Origin of the sequence: Dyella sp. KRB-257 (assembly GCF_049445995.1) — a bacterium.
In the GTDB taxonomy this organism is placed as follows: Bacteria; Pseudomonadota; Gammaproteobacteria; order Xanthomonadales; family Rhodanobacteraceae; genus Dyella_A.
This window is the reverse complement of the sequence record NZ_JBMSDZ010000005.1, coordinates 1-24200: the sequence shown is the minus strand read 5'-3', so window position 1 is coordinate 24200 and position 24200 is coordinate 1. Positions and strand designations below refer to the sequence as shown.

General features: G+C 65.8%; 18 protein-coding genes and 1 pseudogene. 8 read left to right on the top strand and 11 right to left on the bottom strand.

Translation table 11 applies throughout. The annotated features are described in order from the left end of the window. Genes ACO2Q2_RS05105 through ACO2Q2_RS05095 form a run of 3 tightly spaced genes read right to left on the bottom strand, consistent with a single transcriptional unit; the run spans position 1 to position 1243 of the window. Positions 1 to 582: a hypothetical protein gene (locus ACO2Q2_RS05105; protein ID WP_423254701.1), complete on the bottom strand. Its 582-nt coding sequence runs from the start codon at positions 580 to 582 to the stop codon at positions 1 to 3. 8 nt (positions 583 to 590) lie between these two features. Then, complete coding sequence (locus tag ACO2Q2_RS05100; RefSeq protein ID WP_423254700.1) at positions 591 to 956, bottom strand: DUF86 domain-containing protein; 366 nt, start codon at positions 954 to 956, stop codon at positions 591 to 593. Next, a complete protein-coding gene (locus ACO2Q2_RS05095) occupies positions 953 to 1243 on the bottom strand; it encodes a nucleotidyltransferase family protein (protein WP_423254874.1) in 291 nt (96 codons plus the stop codon). The genes ACO2Q2_RS05100 and ACO2Q2_RS05095 overlap by 4 nt, the downstream gene beginning before the upstream one ends. Positions 1244 to 1400: 157 nt before the next feature. Here ACO2Q2_RS05095 and ACO2Q2_RS05090 point away from each other — a divergent pair. Then, positions 1401 to 4382 (top strand): annotated as a pseudogene (locus ACO2Q2_RS05090) (Tn3 family transposase). A gap of 121 nt (positions 4383 to 4503) precedes the next feature. Here ACO2Q2_RS05090 and bla read toward each other — a convergent pair. The 6 genes from bla to ACO2Q2_RS05060 form a co-directional block, all read right to left on the bottom strand. After that, positions 4504 to 5466, bottom strand: a complete 963-nt coding sequence (gene bla, locus ACO2Q2_RS05085; protein ID WP_423254699.1) for a subclass B3 metallo-beta-lactamase — start codon at positions 5464 to 5466, stop codon at positions 4504 to 4506. Between the two features lie 219 nt (positions 5467 to 5685). Continuing rightward, on the bottom strand, positions 5686 to 6924 hold the full coding sequence (gene chrA, locus ACO2Q2_RS05080) for a chromate efflux transporter (protein ID WP_423254698.1): 1239 nt from the start codon (positions 6922 to 6924) through the stop codon (positions 5686 to 5688). Next, positions 6921 to 8399, bottom strand: coding sequence for a multicopper oxidase family protein (locus ACO2Q2_RS05075; protein ID WP_423254697.1), 1479 nt, complete (start codon positions 8397 to 8399; stop codon positions 6921 to 6923). The genes chrA and ACO2Q2_RS05075 overlap by 4 nt, the downstream gene beginning before the upstream one ends. 5 nt (positions 8400 to 8404) lie before the next feature. Then, positions 8405 to 8917 (bottom strand): DoxX family protein, encoded by a 513-nt coding sequence (locus ACO2Q2_RS05070; RefSeq protein WP_423254696.1) that lies wholly within the window; start codon positions 8915 to 8917, stop codon positions 8405 to 8407. Next, positions 8914 to 9237 carry a PadR family transcriptional regulator gene (locus tag ACO2Q2_RS05065; RefSeq protein WP_423254695.1) on the bottom strand — a complete coding sequence of 108 codons (324 nt, stop codon included), beginning with the start codon at positions 9235 to 9237 and terminating at the stop codon, positions 8914 to 8916. Before ACO2Q2_RS05065 ends, ACO2Q2_RS05070 begins: the two co-directional genes overlap by 4 nt. A gap of 108 nt (positions 9238 to 9345) precedes the next feature. Continuing rightward, positions 9346 to 9654 carry a hypothetical protein gene (locus ACO2Q2_RS05060; RefSeq protein WP_423254694.1) on the bottom strand — a complete coding sequence of 103 codons (309 nt, stop codon included), beginning with the start codon at positions 9652 to 9654 and terminating at the stop codon, positions 9346 to 9348. Positions 9655 to 9905: 251 nt separating this feature from the next. Between ACO2Q2_RS05060 and ACO2Q2_RS05055 the strand changes: the two genes are divergently transcribed. Beyond that, on the top strand, positions 9906 to 10766 hold the full coding sequence (locus ACO2Q2_RS05055) for a helix-turn-helix transcriptional regulator (RefSeq protein ID WP_423254693.1): 861 nt from the start codon (positions 9906 to 9908) through the stop codon (positions 10764 to 10766). A 268-nt stretch (positions 10767 to 11034) separates the two neighbouring features. On the opposite strand, the gene nfi is transcribed toward ACO2Q2_RS05055, so the two are convergent. Next, a complete protein-coding gene (nfi, locus tag ACO2Q2_RS05050; protein WP_423254692.1) occupies positions 11035 to 11727 on the bottom strand; it encodes a deoxyribonuclease V in 693 nt (230 codons plus the stop codon). An 88-nt stretch (positions 11728 to 11815) separates the two neighbouring features. Here nfi and ACO2Q2_RS05045 point away from each other — a divergent pair, with 88 nt between their 5' ends. Together ACO2Q2_RS05045 and ACO2Q2_RS05040 are read left to right on the top strand one after the other, a co-directional pair. Then, complete coding sequence (locus ACO2Q2_RS05045) at positions 11816 to 14242, top strand: DUF3772 domain-containing protein (RefSeq protein ID WP_423254691.1); 2427 nt, start codon at positions 11816 to 11818, stop codon at positions 14240 to 14242. Between the two features lie 449 nt (positions 14243 to 14691). Continuing rightward, the gene (locus ACO2Q2_RS05040; RefSeq protein ID WP_423254690.1) at positions 14692 to 16020 is read left to right on the top strand and encodes an MFS transporter; all 1329 of its coding nucleotides are present in this window, start codon (positions 14692 to 14694) and stop codon (positions 16018 to 16020) included. Positions 16021 to 16122: 102 nt separating this feature from the next. Here ACO2Q2_RS05040 and ACO2Q2_RS05035 read toward each other — a convergent pair whose 3' ends face one another. Then, a complete protein-coding gene (locus ACO2Q2_RS05035) occupies positions 16123 to 18075 on the bottom strand; it encodes a M61 family metallopeptidase (RefSeq protein WP_423254689.1) in 1953 nt (650 codons plus the stop codon). Between the two features lie 408 nt (positions 18076 to 18483). Between ACO2Q2_RS05035 and ACO2Q2_RS05030 the strand changes: the two genes are divergently transcribed. The 4 genes from ACO2Q2_RS05030 (at position 18484) to ACO2Q2_RS05015 (ending at position 23784) form a co-directional block, all read left to right on the top strand. Continuing rightward, positions 18484 to 19110: a peroxiredoxin gene (locus ACO2Q2_RS05030; RefSeq protein ID WP_423254688.1), complete on the top strand. Its 627-nt coding sequence runs from the start codon at positions 18484 to 18486 to the stop codon at positions 19108 to 19110. Positions 19111 to 19453: 343 nt separating this feature from the next. After that, positions 19454 to 20656, top strand: coding sequence for an HD-GYP domain-containing protein (locus tag ACO2Q2_RS05025; protein ID WP_423254687.1), 1203 nt, complete (start codon positions 19454 to 19456; stop codon positions 20654 to 20656). Between the two features lie 157 nt (positions 20657 to 20813). Beyond that, a complete protein-coding gene (locus ACO2Q2_RS05020; protein WP_423254686.1) occupies positions 20814 to 21503 on the top strand; it encodes an HNH endonuclease in 690 nt (229 codons plus the stop codon). 349 nt (positions 21504 to 21852) lie between these two features. Continuing rightward, positions 21853 to 23784 carry a CocE/NonD family hydrolase gene (locus ACO2Q2_RS05015; protein WP_423254685.1) on the top strand — a complete coding sequence of 644 codons (1932 nt, stop codon included), beginning with the start codon at positions 21853 to 21855 and terminating at the stop codon, positions 23782 to 23784. Positions 23785 to 24200 lie beyond the last annotated feature (416 nt).

Below are 24200 nucleotides of genomic sequence, written 5' to 3'. Positions count from 1 at the left end.
TCATGACGCCGGCTTCAGCGCGACGCGATCGCGAGTCAGGTCCAGATAGCGGATGGCGCTCTTGCATACCCAGTTGAGCACCAAGCCGGGTGGTTCGGGATCCCGAGCAAACTGGGCCAACGCAGATAGATATTGTATTTCGGTGGTGGTGGAGCCTTGGAGACGGTCGTAGTTATCGGTTAATCCCATCAAGAGATCGCGTTCGATGTCGGAGCGGAAGGTGGTGACGCCGCCGGCGGGACCCAGAGCCAAGAAGAAGTAGTCGCCGCTTCCCGTCATGTTGGCCAAGACGGTCTGAACGATCGGGTTGTTCGGATTGACCAGCGCGTGGTACGTGGCGAATCCATAGAAGTGGAACGAGAACTGGATGACTTCATACGAAGCCGTGCCGAGGACGGCGTGACCGAAGCTAAAGCCCGTTTCGGTGACCCCGGGTGGAATCTCCTCCGGTGGTCGCAACGCCAGGCACGCATAGGACTGCCCGTGCTCTTCAATCAACCCCAGTGCAAAGCACGGGCCGGGCGCGTCGACGAATTCACGGATCCAACCGCCGTGAAGGGTCAGCACGGGCAAAGCAGGCATGGGACGACTCATGGGTGAGAAGCGTCGTCGTTGTTGCGCACGGTGCTCAGTAACTGCAACAAGTTGGGGAGCGCGGTTTGTACCGTCTCCCACACCACATCGAGGTTGATGTCGAAGTAGCCGTGGGCGATGCGATTACGCATCCCGCGCATGCTCCGCCATGGTACGTCGGGATGGTCCTGGGTGAACACAGCGTAGCCATCCATGACTTTGGTGGCGGCCTCACCGATGATGATGAGGCTCATGACCACCGCCTGCTGGGTGCGCTTATCGGCAAGGAAGTCGTCCTTGTTCAAGCCGTCCACAAACCGACACGCATCGGTCGCTGCCTGTCGCATGTGATCCAGGTAGTCATCCAGGCGGTGATCGCTCATACCGGCTGCGCTTCCGCGAGCACCTGGGCACGGAAAGAGGCCGGCAGATCACTGGGCGTCAGGAGATCGACGGGGATGCCGAGCAAGGATTCCAACTCGACCTGCAAACCACCCAAGTCGAACAGCGTCGCGCCTGGCAGCGCGTCGACCAGCAAATCCAGATCGCTATCCTCCTGATCCGTGCCGCGCAGCACCGAACCGAATATGCGTGGGTTCGCCGTGCGAAAGCGGCTGGCCGCCTCGCGCACGGCACTTCGCTTGAGATCGAGCACGATCGACGGGCGCATCTGGCATTCTCCTTTATCGAAACTCATGGCTAGGGTAGTCGTGCGAGAATTGGGTTTCAAGAACTGTTTTTGAGAATCGCAAGGCCTTGAGCCACGGTACCGGGCGCGATCCCCGCCCGGGTTATCACAAACCTGCGTTTTCAAGAGGAGCTTCGCTATGCCCCGTCGCTCGATCTTGTCCGGCGCCGAGCGCGACAGCGTGCTGGCGTTACCGGGCTCCGATGATGCATTGATTCAGCACTACACCTTCAGCGATGCCGATCTGGCGGCCATCCGGCAACGCCGTGGCCATCACAACCGACTCGGCTTCGCGGTGCAGTTGTGCTACCTGCTCCATCCCGGTTTCGCGTTGCCGCCCGATGGCGAGCCGCCCGCGGCGTTGCTGATGCACGTCGGTCGACAGTTGCGCATCGAGCCGGCGGTGTGGCCGCAGTATGCACAGCGGCCGGAAACTCGGCGCGAGCATCTGGCCGAACTGCAGACGTGGCTCAACCTGAGACCGTTCTCGGCGGCCGACTATCGCCGCGTGGTCCACCAGCTCAGCGAGCTCGCCCAGCAGACCGACCGTGGCATGGTGCTGGTCGAGGCGCTGATCGACTCGCTGCGGCAACAACGAGTCATTTTACCGACGGTCGATGTCATTGAGCGGGTCTGTAGTGAAGCCCTGACACGCGGCACACGTCGCGTGCATGAAGCGCTGACGTCGCCCTTGGCGGATCAGCACCGTCGCGCTCTGGATGGTTTGCTGACCATGCGCGAAGGCAGTAAAGGCAGTGGTTTGATCTGACTGCGACAGCCGCCCGGTCCACCGAAACCCAAACACATCCTGGCGCATCTAGCGCGGTTGAAGGTTCTACGCGAGCTGTGGCTACCGGACGGATTGGAGCACGCCATCCATCAGAACCGCCTGTTAAAGCTCGCCCGTGAGGGCGGCCAAATGACCGCCCAGCATCTGCGCGACCTGGAGCCCCGTCGTCGCTACGCGACGCTAGTGGCCGTGATCCTGGATACCCGCGCCACGTTGATCGACGAGATCATCGACCTGCACGACCGCTTCATGGGCGCGTTGTTTAGCCGGGCCAAGCGGCATCACGCCGATCGCTTCCAGGAGGCGGGCAAGGCGATCAACGACAAGGTGCGCTTGTACTCGCGCATCGGCCGCGCCCTACTCGATGCCAAACAATCGGGCGGTGATCCGTTCGCTGCTATCGAGGCGATCATCCCGTGGGAGGTGTTCCGCGAAAGCATTGTCGAAGCCGAACAACTGGCGCGGCCGGCCGACTTCGATTTCCTCGCTCTGGTGGGTGACAGTCTTCATCAACTTCGGCGCTATACACCGGCGCTGTTGGAAGCATTGACCTTGCGCGCTGCACCGGTGGCGCGCGACCTGCTCGCTGCGGTCGAGTTGCTCAAGGACATGAACCGCCGTCAAGCACGCAAGGTACCGGACGACGTGCCCGCCTCGTTTGTGCGCAAGCGTTGGGAGCCGTTGGTCTGTACGAACGAAGGGATGAACCGGCCGTTCTACGAGTTGTGTGTGCTGGCCGAACTGAAGAACGCGCTGCGCTCGGGTGACATCTGGGTGCAGGGCTCCCGTCAATTCAAGGATTTTGAGGACTACCTGTTGCCGCCACCCCGCTTCGCGGCACAGCGCGACCAGCGCGAGCTGGGTCTGGCCATCGAGACGGACGGTGAGCAATTCCTCGCCTCGCGCCTGGCCGTACTGGAGCGCGAGTTGGCGACGGTGGAGCAGCTCGCCGCCGCCAACGAGCTTCCCGACGCCGCAATCACCGCGACGGGCCATCTGAAGCTCTCGCCGCTGGACAATGCCGTGCCGGAGGCAGCCGAAGCATTGATGCAGCAGGCTTATAGCCGCCTGCCACACCTGAAGATTACCGAGCTGCTGCTGGAGGTCGACGACTGGACCGGATTCACGCGGCACTTCAAGCATCTGAAGAGCGGTGCGGCCGCCGAAGATCGTCATCTGCTTCTGACCGCCATCCTGTCTGACGCGATCAACCTGGGCCTCTCCAAGATGGCGGAATCCTGCCCCGGCACCACCTACGCCAAACTGACCTGGTTGCAGGCGTGGCACATCCGCGACGACACCTACGCGATGGCATTGGCCGAACTGGTGAATGCGCAGTTTCACCAGCCGTTCGCATCATATTGGGGCGACGGCACCACGTCGTCGTCGGATGGCCAGAACTTCAGGGCGGGTGGCCATGGGCACGCCGCTGCCCAGGTGAACCTGAAGTATGGTCAGGAACCGGGTGTGCAGTTTTACACCCACATCTCGGACCAGTACGCACCGTTCCACACCAAGGTGATCAATGCGACGGTGCGGGATGCCACCCACGTATTGGACGGTTTGCTCTACCACGAATCGGATCTGCGCATCGAGGAGCACTACACCGACACGGCCGGCTTCACGGATCACGTGTTCGCCCTGATGCACTTGCTCGGTTTTCGCTTCGCACCGCGCATCCGCGACCTCGCTGACAAACGCCTATACATCCACGGCGATGCCAAGTCGTACCCGACACTCGCTGCCCTGATCGGTGGCAACGTCAATGTGAAACACATCCGGGCACACTGGGAGGACATCCTTCGCCTTGCGGCCTCAATCAAACAGGGCACCGTCACCGCATCGCTGATGCTGCGCAAGCTGGGGAGTTACACCAGACAGAACGGCCTGGCTATCGCGCTGCGTGAACTCGGTCGCATCGAGCGTACGCTGTTCGTGCTCGATTGGATCCAGCACGTCGAGCTGCGCCGCCGCGTGCAGATCGGCTTGAACAAGGGCGAGGCCAAGAACGCGCTTGCCCGTGCAGTGTTTCTCAACCGGCTTGGCGAGATCCGCGATCGCAGTTTTGAAAACCAGCGCTACCGGGCGAGTGGTCTCAATCTGGTGGTGGCCGCGATTGTGCTGTGGAACACCGTGTACCTGGAACGGGCGATTCAAGCACTCCGCGATGGCGGCCACGTCGTTGACGAGACGTTGCTGCCGCATCTGTCACCGTTGGGATGGGAGCATATCAACCTGACTGGCGACTATATCTGGCGTCAGAGCCGGCTGCTCGGGCAAGGCAAGTTCCGACCCTTGCGCACTCCAGGCGAGCTGCGTATTCCAGTCTGATTGACCGCTCGTTCCGGTAATCGCTGGCCACTGTACCGGTGTCGACCACTTAGCAACCCCAAGTGCCCGATCAAGCCGGTCGTGGCAACTGTCACTATCAACCCTAAGCTGACGGCCGCTACTATTTTACTGAAGCAGCATTCGCGCGTTGCTTCGTCAGTTGTGCCTCGAAACTTTCGCGTGCATCTGTCGCGTAAGCGCGGCATCCCGTGGGATCTATCAGCGCATCCGCATCACCTTGTTTACGCTTGGTCACACGTTCCCAAAAATTCACCATGCCCGGATGCGGAGCGAGCGGGATGTCGCAAGGCAACGCCGCGACCACTCCGAAACTGTGCTCGAAGTCCTTCACGATATTCGGGTACTTCGGATTCCCGATCAATTTGAACCCGGGTGTCGACAGGCTGCCGACATCAACCATGTGTAGACAGCGTTTGCCCTCGCATGACATCCACGTCCACGACGTGTTGCCTTTGGTGTGTCCGGGTGTCGAGTGTGCGGTCAGCAACAGATCACCCAAGTGCAACTTCTCGCCATCGGTCACAGTGCGCGCCACATGCACTGGCGGAAACGGAAATCTGCCGCCGTACTCCGGGTCGTCGTGACCGCCGCTTTCCAGCAACGTGGCGCCCGCAGCACCCGCGATCACCTGCGCACCCGTGGCATGCGCGAGTTGCGCCATGCCGCCGGCATGGTCGGAATGTTCATGCGAAAGGAGAATCCATTTGATGTCGCGCAGATTGATGCCGAGATCTCGGATATTCGCTTCGATCAGTGAAGCGTCTCCCGGCACACCGCCGTCAATCAGAATATCGCCAGTACGCGCGGTGATAAGGAAGACGCCGAGGCCTTGAGGCCCGACATACCATGTGTTGCCATAGATGCGAAACGGTTTCTGCGGAGCCGTCCATGAGGGATTGTTTGCAATGTTTTCTCGCTCGGATGCTGGCATGCGGAACGGTTTTTGCAGATCCGTCCACGAGGGGTGATTCGCGGTGTTCTTTTGTCCCGATGCCGGCACCTGGGCACGCGCGCTCTGCCCGACTAAACCGCAAAGGAGCATTGCAGCTATCAACAAGCGCATATGGAACTCCGATCTGGGGAAAGGCGTAGGTTGAACGTCCCACATGACACGTCGCGGGCACAACCATGAAATTTTGCGGGCCGAGGCAGCTGGTCGCCATGATAATGCCGGATGTAGCGGCGCGATTTGAACCGCAACGAACGGTTTTTGGCCGATCTCGACTCTCAGCCAAACAACGTAGAACCTGGTTAACTCCAGAGCCGCGATCGCTCGTTGCCATTAACTCCAAACTACCCGTAAGACTGAGGCAGCCACGCACCAGACGACAACGGCCAGTGCGGACCAACGCGCGGCCACGAGCAGCGTGAACGCGATCAGCGCGATGGCAAAATCCTGGGCGTCATGCACGGCGTTGACCCACACCGGATTGTAAAGCGCGGCCGCCAACAGGCCGACCACCGCCGCATTGACACCCGCCAGCATGCGGGCGGCGCCGTCGCGGTTACCCAGCGTCCGCCAGAACGGCAACGCGCCGGCGACCAGCAGCAGTCCCGGCAGAAAGATCGCCAACAGGCTGACGGTGGCACCGAGCGCACCGCCCTGACCGCCCTGCAGACGTTCGCCGAGAAACGCGGACAGCGTGAACATGGGGCCCGGCACGGCCTGCGCCGCGCCATAGCCGGCCAGGAACGTATTGCTGCTGATCCAGCCCGGATCGACCACCGCTTGCTTCAACAGCGGAAGCACGACGTGCCCGCCACCGAACACGAGCGCGCCAGCGCGATAGAACGCACCAGCCACCTGTGCCAGCGGCGGGAGGCCCGGCGCCACGAACAGCGCCGTCGCCAGCAACGCGCCAAAGATCAGTAACAAGACGCCGCCGGTGCGCCGACCGTAGTGCAGCGCGAACGACTCCCCACGCTTCGCCGCGACCTGTCGGCACAGCCACGGCCCCAGCGCGGCGCCGATGGCCACCACCAGTAATTGCATCAAGGCACTGCCGCTGATCGCAATCAGTCCCGCCGCCGCGGCAGCCATCAAGGCGCGGTTGCGATCAGGCGTCAGCGTGCGTGCCATGCCGAGCACACCTTGGGCGACCACCGCCACAGCGACCAGCTTGAGACCGTGCACCGCGCTCTGACCTAACGGCCCGGCCAGATAGCTACTCATCGCGGCAAACGCGAACAACAGCAACGCCGAAGGCAGGGTGAAGCCGAGGAACGCCGCGATCGCACCCCGCCATCCGGCACGCAACAGACCGAGCGAAAAGCCAAGCTGGCTGCTGGCCGGCCCGGGCAGGAACTGGCACAGCGCGAGCAACTGGCCGAAATGCTCCTCGTCCAGCCAGCGACGTCGCTCCACGAACTCGCGATGGAAATAGCCCAGATGGGCGATCGGGCCGCCGAATGACGATACGCCGAGTTTCAGGAACGCGGCGCCGACCTCCAGCGTACTTCCACGCGGCTCATGATTGGACGCGACACTTGCCCTGGTCGGCACCGGTTCCTGTTCGCTCATGCGCAATCGAACAGCACCATGAAGCCGTAATCCATGTGCAGTTGCGAATGGCAGTGGAACAGCGTCAGCCCCGGCTGATCCGCCGTGAAGTCCAGATCCATGCTCTGGTAGCCGCCCAGCAGCGCGACGTCCTTGATGACACCGGCGGTCGCATGGCCGGCAATGCGCGTCAGCTCGAAGCTGTGCCGATGCAAGTGCACCGGATGGATGTCGTCGGTGGTGTTGTGCAGGCGCAAACGGTAGCGCCGGCCGAGTGACAGTTTTCGGGTGACTGGCATGGTGTGCATGTCATAGGCGATGCCGTTGACCGTCCAGCGGTTGAAGCCGTGATCGGCGGCGTTGTCCTTGGCGAAGGTCATCTCGATGACTTCGTCCGGCTCCGGGACGTGTGCTTCCGGCTTCCCGAACATCCGGTAATCCCAGCGCGAGGCCGGTGGCTTTTCCCAGCGTGGCGTGCCCTTGGCCCCGGCGTATTCGACGACGATGCCCATGCCGTTGCCGCGATCATCGTCGGAAAGATCGCCTAGCACCCAGACACCCGGCCGATTCATCGTCACGATCGCCGACACCCGCTCGGCCGTGCCCAACCAGAGCACGGGCACCGGCGCTGGCGTGGGCACGGGATTGCCGTCCAGCGCGACCACGGTGAACGTGTGACCCGGTAGAGCGAGGCTGCGGATTTCGGTCGCGCTGCCGTTGACCACATGAAACAGTACGCGCTCGCCTTGCTTGACCCGGATCGGCTCACCGTGACCCAGCATCTTGCCGTTGATGGTGAACACGCGGTAGCCGACCTCGTAGCCGTGCGGCATCCCCTTGGCCAGCGACGCCTTCATCGCCGCTTCGCCCACGGCTTTCAGCGCCGGATCGACATCCGTGGGGGTGAGAAAATCCTGCGCCATGTCGCCACCCTGACTGAAGGACGGCTCGAACTCCTTGAGCACCAGGAAGACCTCGCGATCGTACGACCCCGGATCGTTCTTCGGTTCGATGTAGACCGCGCCCACCTGGCCGTTGTATTGGCCACGACTCAAGTCGCTGCCGGCGCGCAAATGCGTATGGTAGAAACGCAAGCCCGACGGTCCCGGCACGAACACTTCACGCCGCAGGCCATGGGCGGTGATGTACGGCGTGCGCTCCTCCGCCGCGCCATCAATGGCATCAGGAACAAACTGGCCATGCCAATGCAGTTGTTCGGGGGTATCGGTGTCGTTGCGTATGTCCACGATCACCTTCCGGCCCGCCTTGAAGCGCAGCAAGGGACCGGGGAACTGCCCGTTGTACGTGGTCGTCGAAATGATCCGGCCCGGCGCCACCTCGACCAGGCCGGTACCGATGGTCAGCGCCACGTCAGCCTTTGTTTGCGGCAGGACCGCCACAGGCGGCTCGTCAGTGGCATACCCGATACTCGGCAGGCTGCTCGCGAGCGCCGTGAATCCGCTGAGCTTGAGAAAGTCGCGACGATCGATCGGCATGATCCTTACTCCCGAAGAGATGATGGGATAGTGGTGAGCGAAGTCGGCCGACGGCGACAAAGCCACCCATCCACCGACCAGCGGCCGCCCCCGGTGATGAGCAAAAACAGCGCACCCAGCAGCATGCACAAGTCGGTGCGCGCCTCGTGCGCCATGCCCCAGAATCCGTAGCGGGCGCCGCTCGGCACATGGAAGATCCACACATCGTGCCCGAGCATGAGCGGCAGTTTGGTCGAGACAAGCGCCACGATCATCACGATGATCAGGGGTATGGCCGCGAAACGGGTCAGCAGCCCCAGGACGATCAACAAGCCGCACACGGTCTCGACCACACCCACAAAAGGGCCCATGACCTCGGGCCACGGAATGCCGATCTTGACGAAACGGCCGGCGCCGAGGATGGCCGGGAAAAGAAGCTTCTGCAGCCCCTCGGGAAAGAACACCACACCGCCGACCAGCAGGCGTATCAGCACCGTCCAACCGGTGGTCCGCGTATCGAGCCAACGTGAAATCATCATGGGCGTTTTGCCTTGGTGTTCTCATGGAAAAGTTCGCCGAACAGCTCCTGGACCTTGCGCTTGGCGCCGGTCAGGGCACGTCGCCCCAGCGGCGTGATGCGATAGAAGCGTCGATTCATCTTGCCGGCCTGGATCTGCGTCGACGTCAGGTAGCCCTTCTTCTCAAGCCCATGCAGAATCGGGTAGAGCGTGCCAGGGCTGAGCTGGTAACCGTGATGGGCCAGCTCGTCGATCATCGACTGGCCGTAGATCGGCGCCTCGGCGGCGTGGTGCAGCAAGTGAAGGCGCACAAGACCCGCATAGAGATCGCGATCATCCATCACTGTAACCTCGGCGGCGCGAACCATTATCGAAACTCGATAACGTATGCCGATAGGATGGACTTGGCAAGTCGTGGGCGGTCAGTGGCAAGCAATGACGCGGGACGATCAGACTTTCAGATAGTCATCACAAGCGGCGATGAGCTGCTGTACGTCGGGGTTGGCCACGTCGGGACGAGCGACCAAGATGGCGCGCAATTCGGCAATCTGTGCGTTGTCTGGGATCAACTCGGATGGACTTTCCCACATCCAGTCGATCACGATCGGGTAAAGCACGGCAGCGGAGCACGTCGCCACTTCGTTTCGGGTCGGCACATACATGCCCGTACGAAATACCGGACTATCGACGCCGTGACTTTCGCGCGCCGCCTGGAATGCACTGGCGGGCATGCCGAAACGATCATCAGGATCGATCATGACGCATCTCCGTTCTGCTGAACTTGGCCTTGAGCATCGATTCGTGACCTCGGCTCGACCATCTTAACGTACGGTTTTGTCCGTTTCGTGAGCTGACCCCGTCACCGGCATGGATAGCCGCGCTTGGGCCGTCGCAATCGGGGCAACGAAATCGGGGCAGCGCCATCGACCCGCATCGAGCGCGCACATCAGCGCGATGCGGCACCTGATCAGCGACAATCCGGACTTACCGCAACAGCGCAAGCAACAGCATGGCACTGCCCCACCTCGATCGCCCGATCAGCGAACCGGTCGAACTGGCCCCCGGCGCGCCATTGCGTGCCGAGCGCATCCGCCAGGGCCGCGAGGTTGCCGCCAGTGAACCGTTCGTGCACTTCCACGACGTCCACGAGCTGGTGCTGTTCGGCCAGGTCGCCGGACACTTCGACACCGAGGATCGCCGCCATGCGCTGGCCCCGCACAGCCTCGTCTTCGTCCCGTCGCTGCACCAGCACGACTTCGCCCTCGCCCCCGGCCCACGCGACTGGATCCTGCTGCAGATCGACGCCGCCGCGGGTGACCCGCTGCTGGCCGCGCCCGGCCTGGAACGCCTGCGCCAGCCGTTCTGCGCGCAACCCGACCCGGACCTCCATCGCCGGCTGAGCCAGCTCGCCGACTGGCTGGTCGGCCTGGTGCCGGATGATCCGCTGGCCCTGCCGCTGGCCGGACTGCTGCTGCGTGCCATCGTTCGCGCGCCGGCTGTCGAAGGCGAGAAACTCGCCGCCGACACCCACGGCCTGCACCGTCTGCGCCCCGCCATCGACCGCCTGCGCCGACATCCCGCCGACGCCCCCGGCGCCGAGCAGGCCGCCGCGCTGTGCGCGCTGTCGCCCGCGTATTTCAGCCGACGCTTCAAGCAGCAGGTCGGCATGAGCTGGAGCGACTACGTCCGCACCCATCGCCTGCACCTCGCCAGCCGCCGCCTGCTCGACACCAGCCAGAGCATCGCGGCGATCGCCAGCGAACTGGGTTTCGCCACCGCCTCGCATTTCGGGGATCTGTTTCATCGGCGGTTCGGGATGACGCCGGGGGAATACCGGCAGGCCGGGCAGTCGAAGCACCTGGATGCCTGACGCGTGGCCAAGGTCGTGCGTGCGGCGAAAACACCGGCCACACCTGGCGCAGGTAGAGCACCGGTAGAAGCGCCCCACCTGCGGCGGCGGCATGGCGTCCGACGGGCGCCGGCGGACGCCTGAAGGATCCTGCATGTGGCCGGCAGGGCGACGGCACAACCTGCGCGGCGCGAGACCCTGCAGGAGGCCACCCTGTGGCCGACCGCATGGCGCCGCGCATCGACAGGCCGGTCGCGCATACCAGGCCGGTCGCGCACAGGGTGCGCTCCTACCGGGGGCGGTGATCGCGACGGGAAGCCAGCCGGTCGGCCAGCCGCGTCGGCTCGGGCAGCTTGTAGCCGCGGCCACAGGCGAGCACGCGCGCCACCGCCGTGGCGTGGCTCACGCGGTGGCCGGGGGAGACGATCAGCGGATGGATGTCGTGCTTGCTGCGCAGCGCGGTGCCGATCATCCGTCCACGGTGCATCAGTGGCGCGCGCTCGCCGCGCGAGGGTCCGACGGGGTCGTGGGCACCGGCGAGGATCTTCTTCGCCACGCCGATGGTGGGCAGATCGGTGATCACGCCCAGATGGGCGGCGATGCCGAGCCCGCGCGGATGCGCTACGCCGTGGCCATCGACGAGGATCAGCTCCGGCACGTGGGGCAGCTGCGCCAGCGCCGCCAGCACGGCGGGCAGTTCGCGGAACGAGAGCAGCCCGGGGATGTACGGCATGCGCGTGGGCCGCCGCACCACCACCTCGGCCAGCGGCTGCATGGTGGCGGCGTCGAGCAGCACGGCGGCGGCGCGGGTGATGGCGCCGCCTTCCTCGAAGCCCACGTCCACGCCGGCGACACGGTGCGGCTCCGGGGCATCATCGTGCAGCCGCACGCGTGCGGCCAGCTCGCTCTGCAGGCGGCGGGCGCGGGGCACATCGCCGTCCCAGGCGAGCAGTTCGGGCGACACGTCGAACGGCGAGGTCATCCAAACAGCCTGAACGCGCGCCACTGAACACCTCGTCAAGACCCCTGCCGCGATTGACCGCCCGCAAGGCGGCTCCGATCATGCCCGGATGCCTCGCCTCGCCCGCCTCCTGCTTGTCCTCCTGCTTGCCTTTGGCAGCAGCACCGCCCACGCCCGCCAGGACACCGCAGCCGGCGCGCCACCGCCCACGCTGGCTGCGCAACTGGACCAGTTGCGCAGCCAGCTGAACGGCCTCAAGAAGGCGCTCGCCGCCCAGCCTTCCGATTCTCAACTGGGCGATCTGCGCATGCAGGCGCTGGCCGTGCAGGACCAGGCCGGCCAGCTCGCCACCAGCCTCGCGCCACAGGTGCAGAGCGTGCAGGCGCAGTTGGCCGTGCTGGGGCCGGCGCCGGTCAAGGGCGCGCCGCCCGAAGCGCCGGAAGTGAGCGCGCAGCGGCGCAAGCTGGACAAGGCGCAGGCCGACGCCGACGCGCAGGTGAAGCAGGCGCAACTGATGGGTCAGGAGGCGGCGCAGCTCGCCGCGCAGCTGTCCGACCAGCGCCGCAACGAATTCCAGGCGCGCCTGGCCGAGCGCACGGCCACGCCATTCAGTGCCGCGTTCTGGTCGGACCCGATGCGCAGCCTGCCGTCGGACCTGCGCCGCCTGCGCGCACTCGGCGACGACCTGGGCACGGCCATCCACGACGCCTGGCAACCGTCCAACCGCATGCCCTTCGTGACCTGCCTGCTCGCCGCGGCGTTGCTGCTGGGCGTAGGCCGCTGGCTGCTGGAGCGTCAGCTGCTGCGCCTCACCCGGAACCGCATGGCCGCGAGCCGCCTGCGGCGCAGCGCGCTGGCGCTGGCGATCGCGGTGCTTACCGCGCTCAACACCGGGCTGGCCGCCCAGCTGGTGTACTGGTCGGTGAACTGGAACGGCCTGCTTGACGACGACCTCGCCACGCTCGCCCACCAGATGGTGCGACTGGTACTGCTCTGCGCCTATGTCGCCGGGCTTGGGCGCGCCCTGCTCTCGGCGGTGCGCCCAAGCTGGCGTCTGCCCGAGCTCACCGATACCGAGGCGCAGGCGCTGCGCCCGTTCCCGTGGCTGCTGGCGATGGCGTTCGCGGTGCTCGGCACGGTGGAACTGGTGAACCACGCGATCAGCGCCAGCCTGCCGGCCAGCGTGGCCACGCGCGGCCTGATCGCCCTGGTGACGGCCGCGTTGATCGGCGCGGCGCTGCTGCGCCAGGGCCGCGCGCGGCGCGCGCTGGCGGCCACGGGCGAGCCGCCGCCGAGCCGCTCGCTGTGGATCGGCGTGTGCCTGGGTGCGTTGCTGCTGGCCTCGGCGGTCTGCGTGCTGGCGGTGGCGACGGGCTACATCGCGCTGGCGTTCTTCCTGGCGATCAACGCGGTGTGGATCAGCGTGGCGTTCGCTTCGCTGTATCTGTTCATGCATGCACTCAACGACACCTGGGCGCTGCTGCTGTCGCCCAAGGGGCACACCGGACAGCGGCTGCAGGCGGCATTCGATCTGGCGCCCGGGCCGCTGGAACAGGCACGCGCCGTGCTCTCCGGCGTGACCCGCGCACTGGCCGTGCTGCTCGGCATCAGTACGGTGGTGTCGCGCCTGGGCGCCAGCCCGGAAGACCTCACCTCCAGTGTTGGCACCCTGCTGGGCGGACTCACTTTCGGCGAAATGACGCTGGCCCCGCGCGATGTGATCAAGGCCATGCTGGTGCTGGTGGTGGGGCTGGGCGTGGTGCGCATCGTCAAGCGCTGGCTCGATCAGGAGCTGCTGCCCAACACCCGGCTCGACGCCGGCATGCGCATGTCGATGCTCACCCTGCTCGGCTACGTCGGCGGCGTGCTGGTGGTGGTGATGGCGCTGGCCACGTTGAAGGTGAGCCTGCAGAACATCGCCTGGATCGCCAGCGCGCTGTCGGTGGGCATCGGCTTCGGCCTGCAGGCGATCGTGTCCAACTTCATCTCCGGGCTGATCCTGCTGGCCGAGCGCCCGGTGAAGGTGGGCGACTGGGTGAGCCTCAACGGCGTGGAGGGCGACATCCGCCGCATCAACGTGCGCGCCACCGAGATCCAGCTGTGGGACCGCTCCACGGTGATCGTGCCGAACTCGCAGCTGATCACCCAGAACGTGCGCAACGTGACCCTGGCCGACGCGCTGGGACGGGTGAAGTTCAGCGTGCCGATGCCGCTGGACACCGACGCGGCGCGCGCGCGCGACCTCATCCTGGAAACGCTCAACGCGCACCCGCTGACGCTGGACACGCCCGCGCCGTTCGTGCAGCTGGACAGCATCGACGCGGGCAATCTGGTGCTCAGCGCCTACGCCTACACGCGCAACCCGCGCGACGCCGCCACCGTGAAAAGTGATCTGCTGTTCGCCGTGCTGGCGAAGCTGCGCGAACAGAACCTGCCGCTGATCCGCGCGCAAGACATGGTGATACGCACCGTGCGCCCGCCGCGCGAGCAACCCGCAACGGACGGCGGGAATGCCACCCCGCTCCCTCGGCCCTGAAGGGCTGGTTCGTTAGGGGAGAGGGAGCACTCGCTCGATCGAAGCCCTATCTCCAGCGTGGAGGGAGCACAAACTCGCGCGACCGAGGCTCTCGTTCGAGCCGGCTCGGGAGAGAGGGCTCAAGCGTGTGGCTTCGGGGGGGGGATGCCGGAGATGCCGCTTTGCTCCCCGGCGCGTGTCAAGTTAATTGTCGCCTCAGAGGCTGAGTGTTGGCCTCCATCTCCTGCGCGCCCCAGTTGGCGCCTGCGCCCGGATAACCGTGACCGAAATCGAACTGCCAATGCGCTGAGGCCTGCAACTGCCCCGCCGCAGCGCTGAAATCGTCGGCAAACTGCAGCGTCCAACCCGCGCGCTGCGGTACCTCGGCGCGGATCGCACCGCCGTCGTGGCGGCCCGATCGTGCGCGGCAGGTACCATCGGGCGATGTCCGCCTCCGGCCTCCTCATCTCATGAGCGTACCCAGCACGCACCGCACCGCCGAAATCCCGCGCGCCTCGATGGTGGTGGCGGCGCTCTCGACCGTGGTGGAGTGGTACGACTTCACGCTGTACCTGTATTTCGCCACGGTGCTGTCGCGGGTGTTCTTCGGCGGCGACCGCCATTCGCTCCTGGCCACGCTGGCCGGGTTTGCCGTGTCGTACGCCATGCGGCCGCTGGGGGCGATGGCGTTCGGCCACATCGGCGACCGGCTCGGGCGCCAGCGCACCTTGTTGCTGTCGATGATGCTGATGACGGCGGCGATGCTCGCCACCGCGCTGCTGCCGGACTACGCCGCGATCGGCCCCGCCGCCGGCGCCCTGCTGCTGGTGCTGCGCTGCCTCATGGCGTTCTCGGTGGGCGGCGAATATACCGGCGTGGTGGCGTACCTGCTGGAAGGCGCGCGGGCGGAGCGACGCGGCCTGATCACCTCGCTCGCCGCCGCCGCCAGCGAGGTCGGCGCGCTGCTGGCGGTGGCAGTGGCCGCGCTCACCGTGGGCATGATGAGCGAGGCGCAGCTCGCCGCGTGGGGCTGGCGGATTCCGTTCTTCGTCGGCGCAGCGCTGGCCGGCAGCGTGTGGATCGCCCGCTCCACCATGCAGGAGTCGCCGGAGTTCCTGCGCCAGCTCGAACAACACACGGTGCCGGACTCGCCGCTGCGCCACACGCTGGCCCACCATCGGCCCGCGCTGCTGCGCACCTTCGCGATTTCCGCGCTGGGCTCGATCACCTACTACGTGGGCATCACCTACGTGCCGGCGTTCCTCAGCTCCTCGGGCATCCTCGCCGAGGGCCGCTCGCTGGGGCTGTCGACGCTGGCCGCAGTGGCGGTGATCGTGGTGACGCCGTTCGCCGGCGCGCTGTCGGACCGGGTCGGACGCAAGCCGGTGCTGGTCGCGCTGGGGGTGGCGGCGATGCTGCTGCCGCTGTCGATGTTCGGCCTGATGGCAAACGGCGGCGGCGGTACGTGGTCGATCGCCGGCGGGGCGATCGTGCTGGCGTGCCTGGCCGGCGGCGTCAGTGCGGTGGGCGCGCCGGCCACCGCGGAGCAGTTTCCCGGCGAAGGGCGCCTGAGCGGACTGGCGCTCGGCGTCACCGTGGCCACCGCGCTGTTCGGCGGCCTCACGCCGTTCCTCGCCGAACTGCTGGTGCAGCGCACCGGCTGGAGCGCCGTGCCCGGCGCCATGATCGCCGCCGTCGCGCTGGCCGTGCTGCCGGTGCTGCTGACGATGCCGGAGACCTGCCCGGCCGTGGCCGGGCACCGCTTTCGCCGGGCGGTGCCACAACGCGACCACGGTTGAGTCGCGTTGACTGGATCGTGTGGCGACTCGATCGAGTGCTGTGCTGATCGAAGGATCGGCGGCGAGGCACCGTCGATGCCTGCAAACCCCGCCTCACTGCACTCACTTGCGCGCGGCGATGATCTCGCTCAGGTAGTCGGGCGTGCCCGGCACGCGCACCAGATGCGGGTACTGCAGACCGCCGTGGTAATCCACCGGCACCGTGCGATAGCCGCCCTGGAACTTCAGCAGCAGCCGGATCGGCGCCTGGTCCGACTTGGCCGCGGCAATCGCGCTCTTCAGCACCTCGTCGCTGTAATCCTGGCCGTTCACCGCCATCACGGTGGCGCCGGTGCTCACCCCCGCCCTGAACGCCGGGCCGTCCCAGCGCACGTCGTTGACCCTGCCCTTGTCCGCCATGGTCAGGCCGATCGACCAGGTGAAGTTGTACAGGTGGCGCGGGGATTCGGGGCGGCTGTTGTACTGCTTCTCGAAGTCGCTCTCGCGGTCGATATAGACCAGCTTCCAGCCGGAGCCTTCGAGGCCGTCCAGCAGCGGCGGATCGAGCGCATCGACGCGCGCGTGCAGGTAGCTGGCCCAGTCGTACTTCGCCACGCCGTCCAGCGCCGCCACCACGTCGTCGAAGGTGTAGGTCTTCGTCACGTAGCTGCCGTTGTCGACGCCGAAGAACGCGCGGGCGAAATCGTCCAGCGACTTGCGGTCGTGGGTGAGCGCGCGGATCCTGGCATCCACCGCCAGCCACATCATCTGGCCGGCGCTGTAGTACTCCTCGCTCATCTGCCAGCTGCGGTACGGCAGGCCGGAGCGGCGCGCGGCGGTGGGATCGTTGGTGGTGTCGGCGAGGGTGCGCCAGGCGAACCCTTCGCGGTTGCGGTCGTAGTTGGCCGCCGTCATCGCCAGCGCGTCGCGGAACTGCTCGGCCGACCACAGGCCGGCGCGCGCGGTGAGCACGTAGCCCCAGTACTGCGTCTGCCCCTCGTACACCCACAGCAGCGAGTCGCCCATCGGCACGTTGAAGTTGGGCGTCCACAGGTCGGCCGGGCGGCGGAACTTGCCGTTCCACGAATGGGTGTACTCGTGCGCCAGCAGGTCGCGGCCGGGCGCGGCGTCCTTCCAGGCGGTGAAGTAGTCGGCGCCCAGACCGTCCTCGCTGGACTGGTGATGCTCGGTGCCGTTGCCGCTGAGCTGGTCGGACAGCGAGAACAGGAAGTCGTAGTGGTCGTAGTGATGCGAGCCGAACAGCGTGGTCGCCTGCGTGGCAAGGTTGCGATGCGCCTGCAGCTGCTCGGGGGTGATCTCAAGGTACTTCGGCGCATCGGCCACGATGTCCATGTGCACCGGCACGCCACCCGGCGGCGTGAGGTCCACGCGCCTGAAGTACTGGCCGGCGTACACCGGCGAGTCGACCAGGTTGTTGAAGGTCACCGGCTTGAAGGTGGTGGTGTCGCCGGACGTCGAGGCCGGCTCCAGTGCCGTGCCGAACCGCCAGCCGTGCGGCAGCGTGAGGCTGGGCGCGAAGGTGATGCCGTGCGTGTAGTGCCCGGCCGGATACAGCGCCAGCTTGCTCCACTCCATGTCCATCATGCGGTCGGTGATCTCGTAGCCGCCGTCGCGCGGCGACAGGTACTGGAACTGCGCCTCGATGCTGGCCACGCCCGCCGGCACGTCCAGATGGAAGGCGTAGACGTTGTACTTGTCGCGCGTCCACTTCAGCGGCTGGCCGTTGGCGCTGAGGCGGAGCCCGGCGAGCATGGCGATCGGGCCGGTCGGCGAGTGGTCGCCGGGAATCCATTGCGGGTACAGCAGCGTGAGCGCGCCAGCCTGCACCGGAATCGACTCGCGCACGCGGAAGATGCCCTGCGCCGTATCGCTGGCATCCACCCGCAGCGTCACCGTGCCGGGATACGGCGTGTCCCGCGGGGCTGGCACGCTGTCCGTCCACGCCGGCTGCGCGCTTGCCGTGGCGGCGGCGAGCCCCATCGAGACGGCAAGGGCGAGGCGTGAAATCCTGCGACGGGTCGCGATCGATGAAGCAGGGGAAAGGGCACGGGACATGGGCGACTCCAGCGAACGGAAAAGAGGCGCCGACGTGTCTACGTGCGCCGGGTGTTCACTGTGGTAAAGCGACGCAGTGCGAGCTGTGTTCTCCACGTCGCAGGGCGTTCCACGCCCGGGCGTTGCCAAGCTTGCCTGCGTGAATCGAAGCTCATGCATCATGCCTGATCGGCCCCCCACGACGCGACCAGCATGCCCTCGGATGGCGCTGCTGAGCCAAGGCATGGCCAAACCTCGGCAGCGTGAGTGACGCTTGGACTGCACCGGCATCGCGCACCACGAATCGCTCAGCGGAACCACTGATAGTCACGGCACATCGCCTCCATTGATCTGCTTGATTTCATTCTTCACTTCGTGGTCGCTAGTCTGGCTGCACGACGTCTCCTCCACACGAAAAGGACACCCGCCATGAGCCTGAAACTCGGCGACACCGCACCAAACTTCCAGATCGCAACCACCACTGGCGATATCGACTTCCACCAGTGGGCTGGCGACTCCTGGGTATTTTTCTTCAGCCACCCCGCCGACTTCACCCCGGTCTGCACCACCGAAATGGGCCGTACCGCGCAATTGGCCCCGGAGTTTACCAAGCGGAACGTGAAGCCGCTGGGCCTGTCTACCGATACCGTCCAGGAACACCTGAAGTGGATCGAGGACGTGGACGATACCCAACGCACCACGCTGGAGTTTCCCATCGTCGCCGACTCCGAAAGGAAGATCGCCGAGATGTACGGCATGATCCACCCAGATCAGAGCAGCACGGCTGCGGTGCGTTCGGTCTTCATTATCGACCCGGCCAAGAAGATCCGCCTGACCATGACCTATCCGATGTCGGTAGGCCGCAACTTCGACGAGATCCTGCGCGTCATCGATGCCCTGCAGACTGGTGACAAATACCGCATCGTCACGCCTGCCGACTGGCGCCCGGGTGAAAAGGTGATCATCCCGCCGTCGATCAAGAACGACGAGGCCAAAGGCCTGTTCCCGCAGGGCTGGGATGAGGTTCGCCCTTACCTGCGCCTGACCCGGCTCTAGTCGCGGTCCTGTTCGCCATCCTCCCGGCCCGTACTCTTGTCGGGCCGGTCCTTGCCGCCGTTCCTGCCCGTACCGAGTGGCAATTGCCTGCACCCAGGTCTGGACACGAACACCGCTCACACCAAGACGGGATGCAGGTATCGCATGCGTGAGAGCGACCGACTGTCCCGCCCCGCTCTTCCGCCATTGCATCGGCCACGACTCAAGTGTGGCTCGCCGCGGCCGATAGCTGGACGCACTGTACGGAACCCGAGGGTGCTTGCGAGGTGTCGTTCGCAGACGCGATCGCCCCCGGGACGGATGCGCGGGCGCAGGAATCGACGAGATACGGATTGGCCAGCACATGACCTCGCCGCTGAAGAAAATCCCCGTCGCCCGCGTCGCCCGCGGCATGTACGTGCACAAGATCTGCGGCAACTGGCTGGACCACCCGTTCTGGCGCGGCTCGTTCCTGGTGGAGGACGAAACCACCCTCGCCACGTTGCGGGCACTGGGCAACCAGGAAGTCTGGATCGACACCGACAAGGGCCTGGATCTCCCGTCCTCCCCCGTCCGCGCGCCATCCGCGCCGGCGCCCGCCCCGGCCGCTGTCGAGCGGGAATCCGAACCGCCGCGCACGGTATTCGGCAATGACGTGGCGCGTGCCGAAGAGCTGCGCGATCGTGCCAAGGTGGCGGCCAAGGCACTGTTCCACGACGCGCGGATGGGCCATGCGCTGCGCATGGAAACCGCAGCCAGCATCGTCGACGAGGTGGACGATGCGATCGCCCGCAATCCCGCCGCCATGCTCAGCGTGCTGCGGCTGAAGAACAAGGACGACTACACCTACCTGCATTCGGTGGCGGTCGCCGCATTGATGATGGCGCTGGGGCGGCGGCTCGGATACGAAGGCGCCGCGCTCAAGGAACTGGGCCTGGCCGGCCTGCTGCACGACATCGGCAAGGTCGGCGTGCCCGACGCGGTGCTCAACAAGCCCGGCAAGCTCAGCCCGCTGGAGATGACCTCGGTGCGCCAGCACCCGCAGATCGGCTGGGACATCCTGCGCCGCGAGGCGGCGGCCGGCCCGGTGGCGCTGGACGTGTGCCTGCACCATCACGAGAAGATCGACGGCAACGGCTATCCGGAAAAGCTTCCCGCCCACGCCATCAGCCGTGCCGCCCGCATGGGCGCGATCTGCGACGTGTACGACGCGATCACTTCCGACCGCCCCTACAAGCGCGGCTGGGAGCCGGTCGAAGCGATCCGCCGCATGGCCGAGTGGCAGGACGGCCACTTCGACCGCGACATCTTCCACGCCTTCGTCAAGCTCGTCGGCATCTACCCCACCGGCACCCTGGTACGGCTCGCCTCCGAACGGCTGGCCGTGGTGCTGGTGCAGGGCGAAGGCAGCTCGCTCAAGCCCGTCGTGCGCCTGATCTGCGCGCTGCCCGACCGCGAACCGCTGGCACCGGAAACGCTGGACCTGCACGCGTCGGACGATCGCATCGTGGAGATCGAGGATCCGGTGGCGTGGGGCATCCATATTCCGCGCGTGCTGCGGGAGTGAGATCTGGCGCGCTGCTGAGCCGAACCACTTCCCTCGTACGTATCTGCGTCAGGTAGAAGAGGCCGTCGGTGACTGGATCGTCTATTACGAACCACGGCGGACATCAGGCCCGGACAGCGCCACCGGGCGTCAGGCATATTTCGCCACTGCCCAAGTCGTGGACGTGGTCGCCGACCCGGCCCGCGCCGATCATTTCTACGCGCGCATGCGCGGGTACGGCGATTTCGACCACCCGGTACCCTTCCGCGACGCGACCGGTTACCGCGAATCCATGCTTCAGCGCGAAGACAGCAAAACCAACAAGGGTGCGTTCAGACGCACTGTCCGCTTGATCTCCCGCGGGGAGTTCGACGGCATCATCCAGCGCGGCATCAGCACGCGACCGGACCCGTGGGAACTGCCGCTGCAGGCCGTGGCCGAGGAAACACCGGAATACGTCATCCGCCCCGTCATCGAGACCCTGACCACCAGAAAGGTCCGCGATGCCGCATTTCGACGGCAGGTGCGCACGGCCTATAGCAACACCTGCGCAGTCACCGGGCTGCGCCTGATCAACGGCGGCGGACGCCCGGAAGTGCAGGCGGCGCATATCCGACCAGTCGAAGCTGATGGACCCGATGCCGTGCGCAACGGCATTGCACTGACTGACACCGCCCATTGGTTGTTCGATCGTGGACTGATGACCTTCAGCGACGATTTCCGCGTTTTGCTATTCCCGCACGGCGTACCGGATGATCTGGACAAACTGGTCCGCCCGGACCGTAGGCTCGCCGTACCCGACGCGCCCGATCTGCGGCCGCATCCAACCTATCTGCGATGGCATCGAGAAAACTGCTTCAAGGCCTGAATCCAGGACTGGCCCATGGGCGCTCAACGTTGGGCGGCGCCAGCTCCCACCCGTCATCCCAGCGCACGCTGGGATCCAGTGCCTCCGACCTCCGAAACACCGGGGCGCTGGATTCCTGCTTTCGCAGGAATGACGAACGCGCGAGCGATGGCTCTGACAGAGAGCCTGGAGACGCATCCGCTTTGTATGCCGTTTTCTCGGTCAGAGCGCACTCTCTCAAGTCGAGGGTGATCAACCCAGTCATGCGCATGCCGCACCCCGCCTTGCCAAACCCGCCCCGCCGTTTTCATAGTGACGATGGCGCCGCCCTGCCGGGCCGCTGCCGTTTTCCATCCAGAGGACCCCACCCATGAAGCAAGCCGCCCTGGCTTCGGCGATCGTCTCGCTGATCTGCCTCGCCTGCGCCACCGCATTCGCCGCACCGCCGATGGGCCAGCCGGCGGCGCAGGTGACTCCCGACATGATCCAGACCGGCTCGGACATCCCGGCCAAATGGGTGCAGCCGCAGGGCAACTTCGACTACGTCAAGCGCGAGGTGATGATCCCGATGCGCGACGGCGTGAAGCTGCACACGGTGATCATGATCCCGAAGGGCGCGCACGACCTGCCGATGCTGCTCGAGCGCACGCCGTACAACGCCAGCGGCATGATGCCCGGCAACAGCCCGAAGATGGCCGACGCGGTGTGGTCGGGCGACAAGGACTGGGCCGACGGCAGCACCATCCTGGTGTGGCAGGACATTCGCGGCAAATACGGCTCGCAGGGCAAATACATCATGACGCGCCCGCCGATGGGCCCGCTCAACCCCACCAGAACCGACGACACCACCGACGCCTGGGACACCATCGACTGGCTGGTGAAGCACATCACCGAGTCCAACGGCAAGGTCGGCATGATCGGCTCGTCCTACGACGGCTGGACGGTGGCCATGGCCCTGCTCCACCCGCATCCCGCGCTCAAGGTGGCCGCGCCGGAAAGCCCGATGATCGACGGCTGGATGGGCGACGACTGGTACCACTACGGCGCGCTGCGCCAGGTCAACCTGGACTACTTCACCGGCCAGATGACCAAGGCGGGCAAAGGCCAGCCAGTGCCGCGCAGCAACTACGACGACTACACCAACTTCCTCGACGCCGGCTCGCCCGGCGCCTGGGCCGAGGCGCACGGGTTCAAGCAGCTGCCGTGGTGGAACCGCTTCGCCGCGCATCCGGCCTACGACGCGTTCTGGCAACTGCAGGCGCTGGACAAGCTGCTCGCGGCGCATCCCTCCAGCGTGCCGACCATGTGGCTGCAAGGCCTGTGGGACCAGGAGGACATTTACGGCGCCGTGCACGCGTGGGAGGCGCTCACCGAGGCCGGCCACGGCAGCAACAATCATCTGGTGATGGGCCCGTGGTGGCACAGCCAGATCAACCGCGACGGCTGGAACATCGGCCCGCTGAAGTGGCCGGGTAACACCACCGCGCAGTTCCGCCGGACCGTACTCATCCCGTGGTTCAACCACTACCTGCGCGGCACGCCGATGCCCAGGCCGCTGCCCACCGCGATGATCTACAACCCGGTCGCGCAGCAGTGGGACAGCTTCGAGCACTGGAAGCCGGCCAGCGAGCAGCAGCTCACCCCGCTCTACCTGCAGGCGAACTTCGGGCTGGGCTTTGGCGCCCCGGGCGGCAGCGGCGACAGCTACGTCTCCGACCCGGCCAAGCCGGTGCCCTACCTGCCGCGCCCGATCCCGCAGAAGAACGACCGCTGGCGCACCTGGCTGGTGCAGGATCAGCGCTTCGTGGTCGATCGCCCGGACGTGCTCTCGTACGTCACGCCGGTGCTGACCCAGACCGTGACCGTGCAGGGTGCGCCGATCGCCGACCTGTTCGCCAAGACCACCGGCACCGACGGCGACTTCGTGGTGAAGCTGATCGACGTCTACCCCGGTACGGTGCCGAGCGATCCGACCATGGGCGGCTACGAGCTGCCGGTGTCGCTGGATATCTTCCGCGGCCGCTACCGCAAGAGCTTTGCCGATCCGTCGCCGATCCCGGCGAACCAGGTGCAGGAATACAGGTTCCGTCTGCCCACGGTGAACTACGCGTTCCAGCCCGGTCACCGCATCATGGTGCAGATCCAGTCCACCCTGTTCCCGCTGTACGACCGCAACCCGCAGACGTATGTGCCCAACATCCTGTTCGCCAAGCCGGCCGACTACCGGAAGGCCACGGTGACCATCGAGCACGGGGTGGACGGCAAGAGCGCCGTGCTGCTGCCGGTGGTGGCCAACAAGTAACGCCTTCAGCCAGCCGCCACCTCTCGCGGCGGCTGGCGCTTGCGTAGGCCAGCGTAGGCAGGGCACCTTGCTGCACGTCCCCCCGCCCCGGATCGGCTCCGGGGCGGGCGCGACTCGGCGCGCTGACCCGTACCAACCGCGCGTGAATGCGGCCGGCGGTCGGCCCATTGGCGAAGGCCTGCGCCCTGTCCGGACGGTGAATGTGAGCCATTCCGCGCCCTGCCCCGTGGACGCCCCCTCGATGAGGAAGCACCAAATTCGCGCGATCAAAGCCCTCTCCCCCTCGGGGCTGTCTCTTGATCACATTTGGTATTGAAAATACGCTGCAAGCCCTTGATCCTTCATGGTGGCCTCACGCATGTTTCCCACGGACGCGAAAGCTTGGGCGCAGGAAATCTTTGGCGAATGTGAGTTGG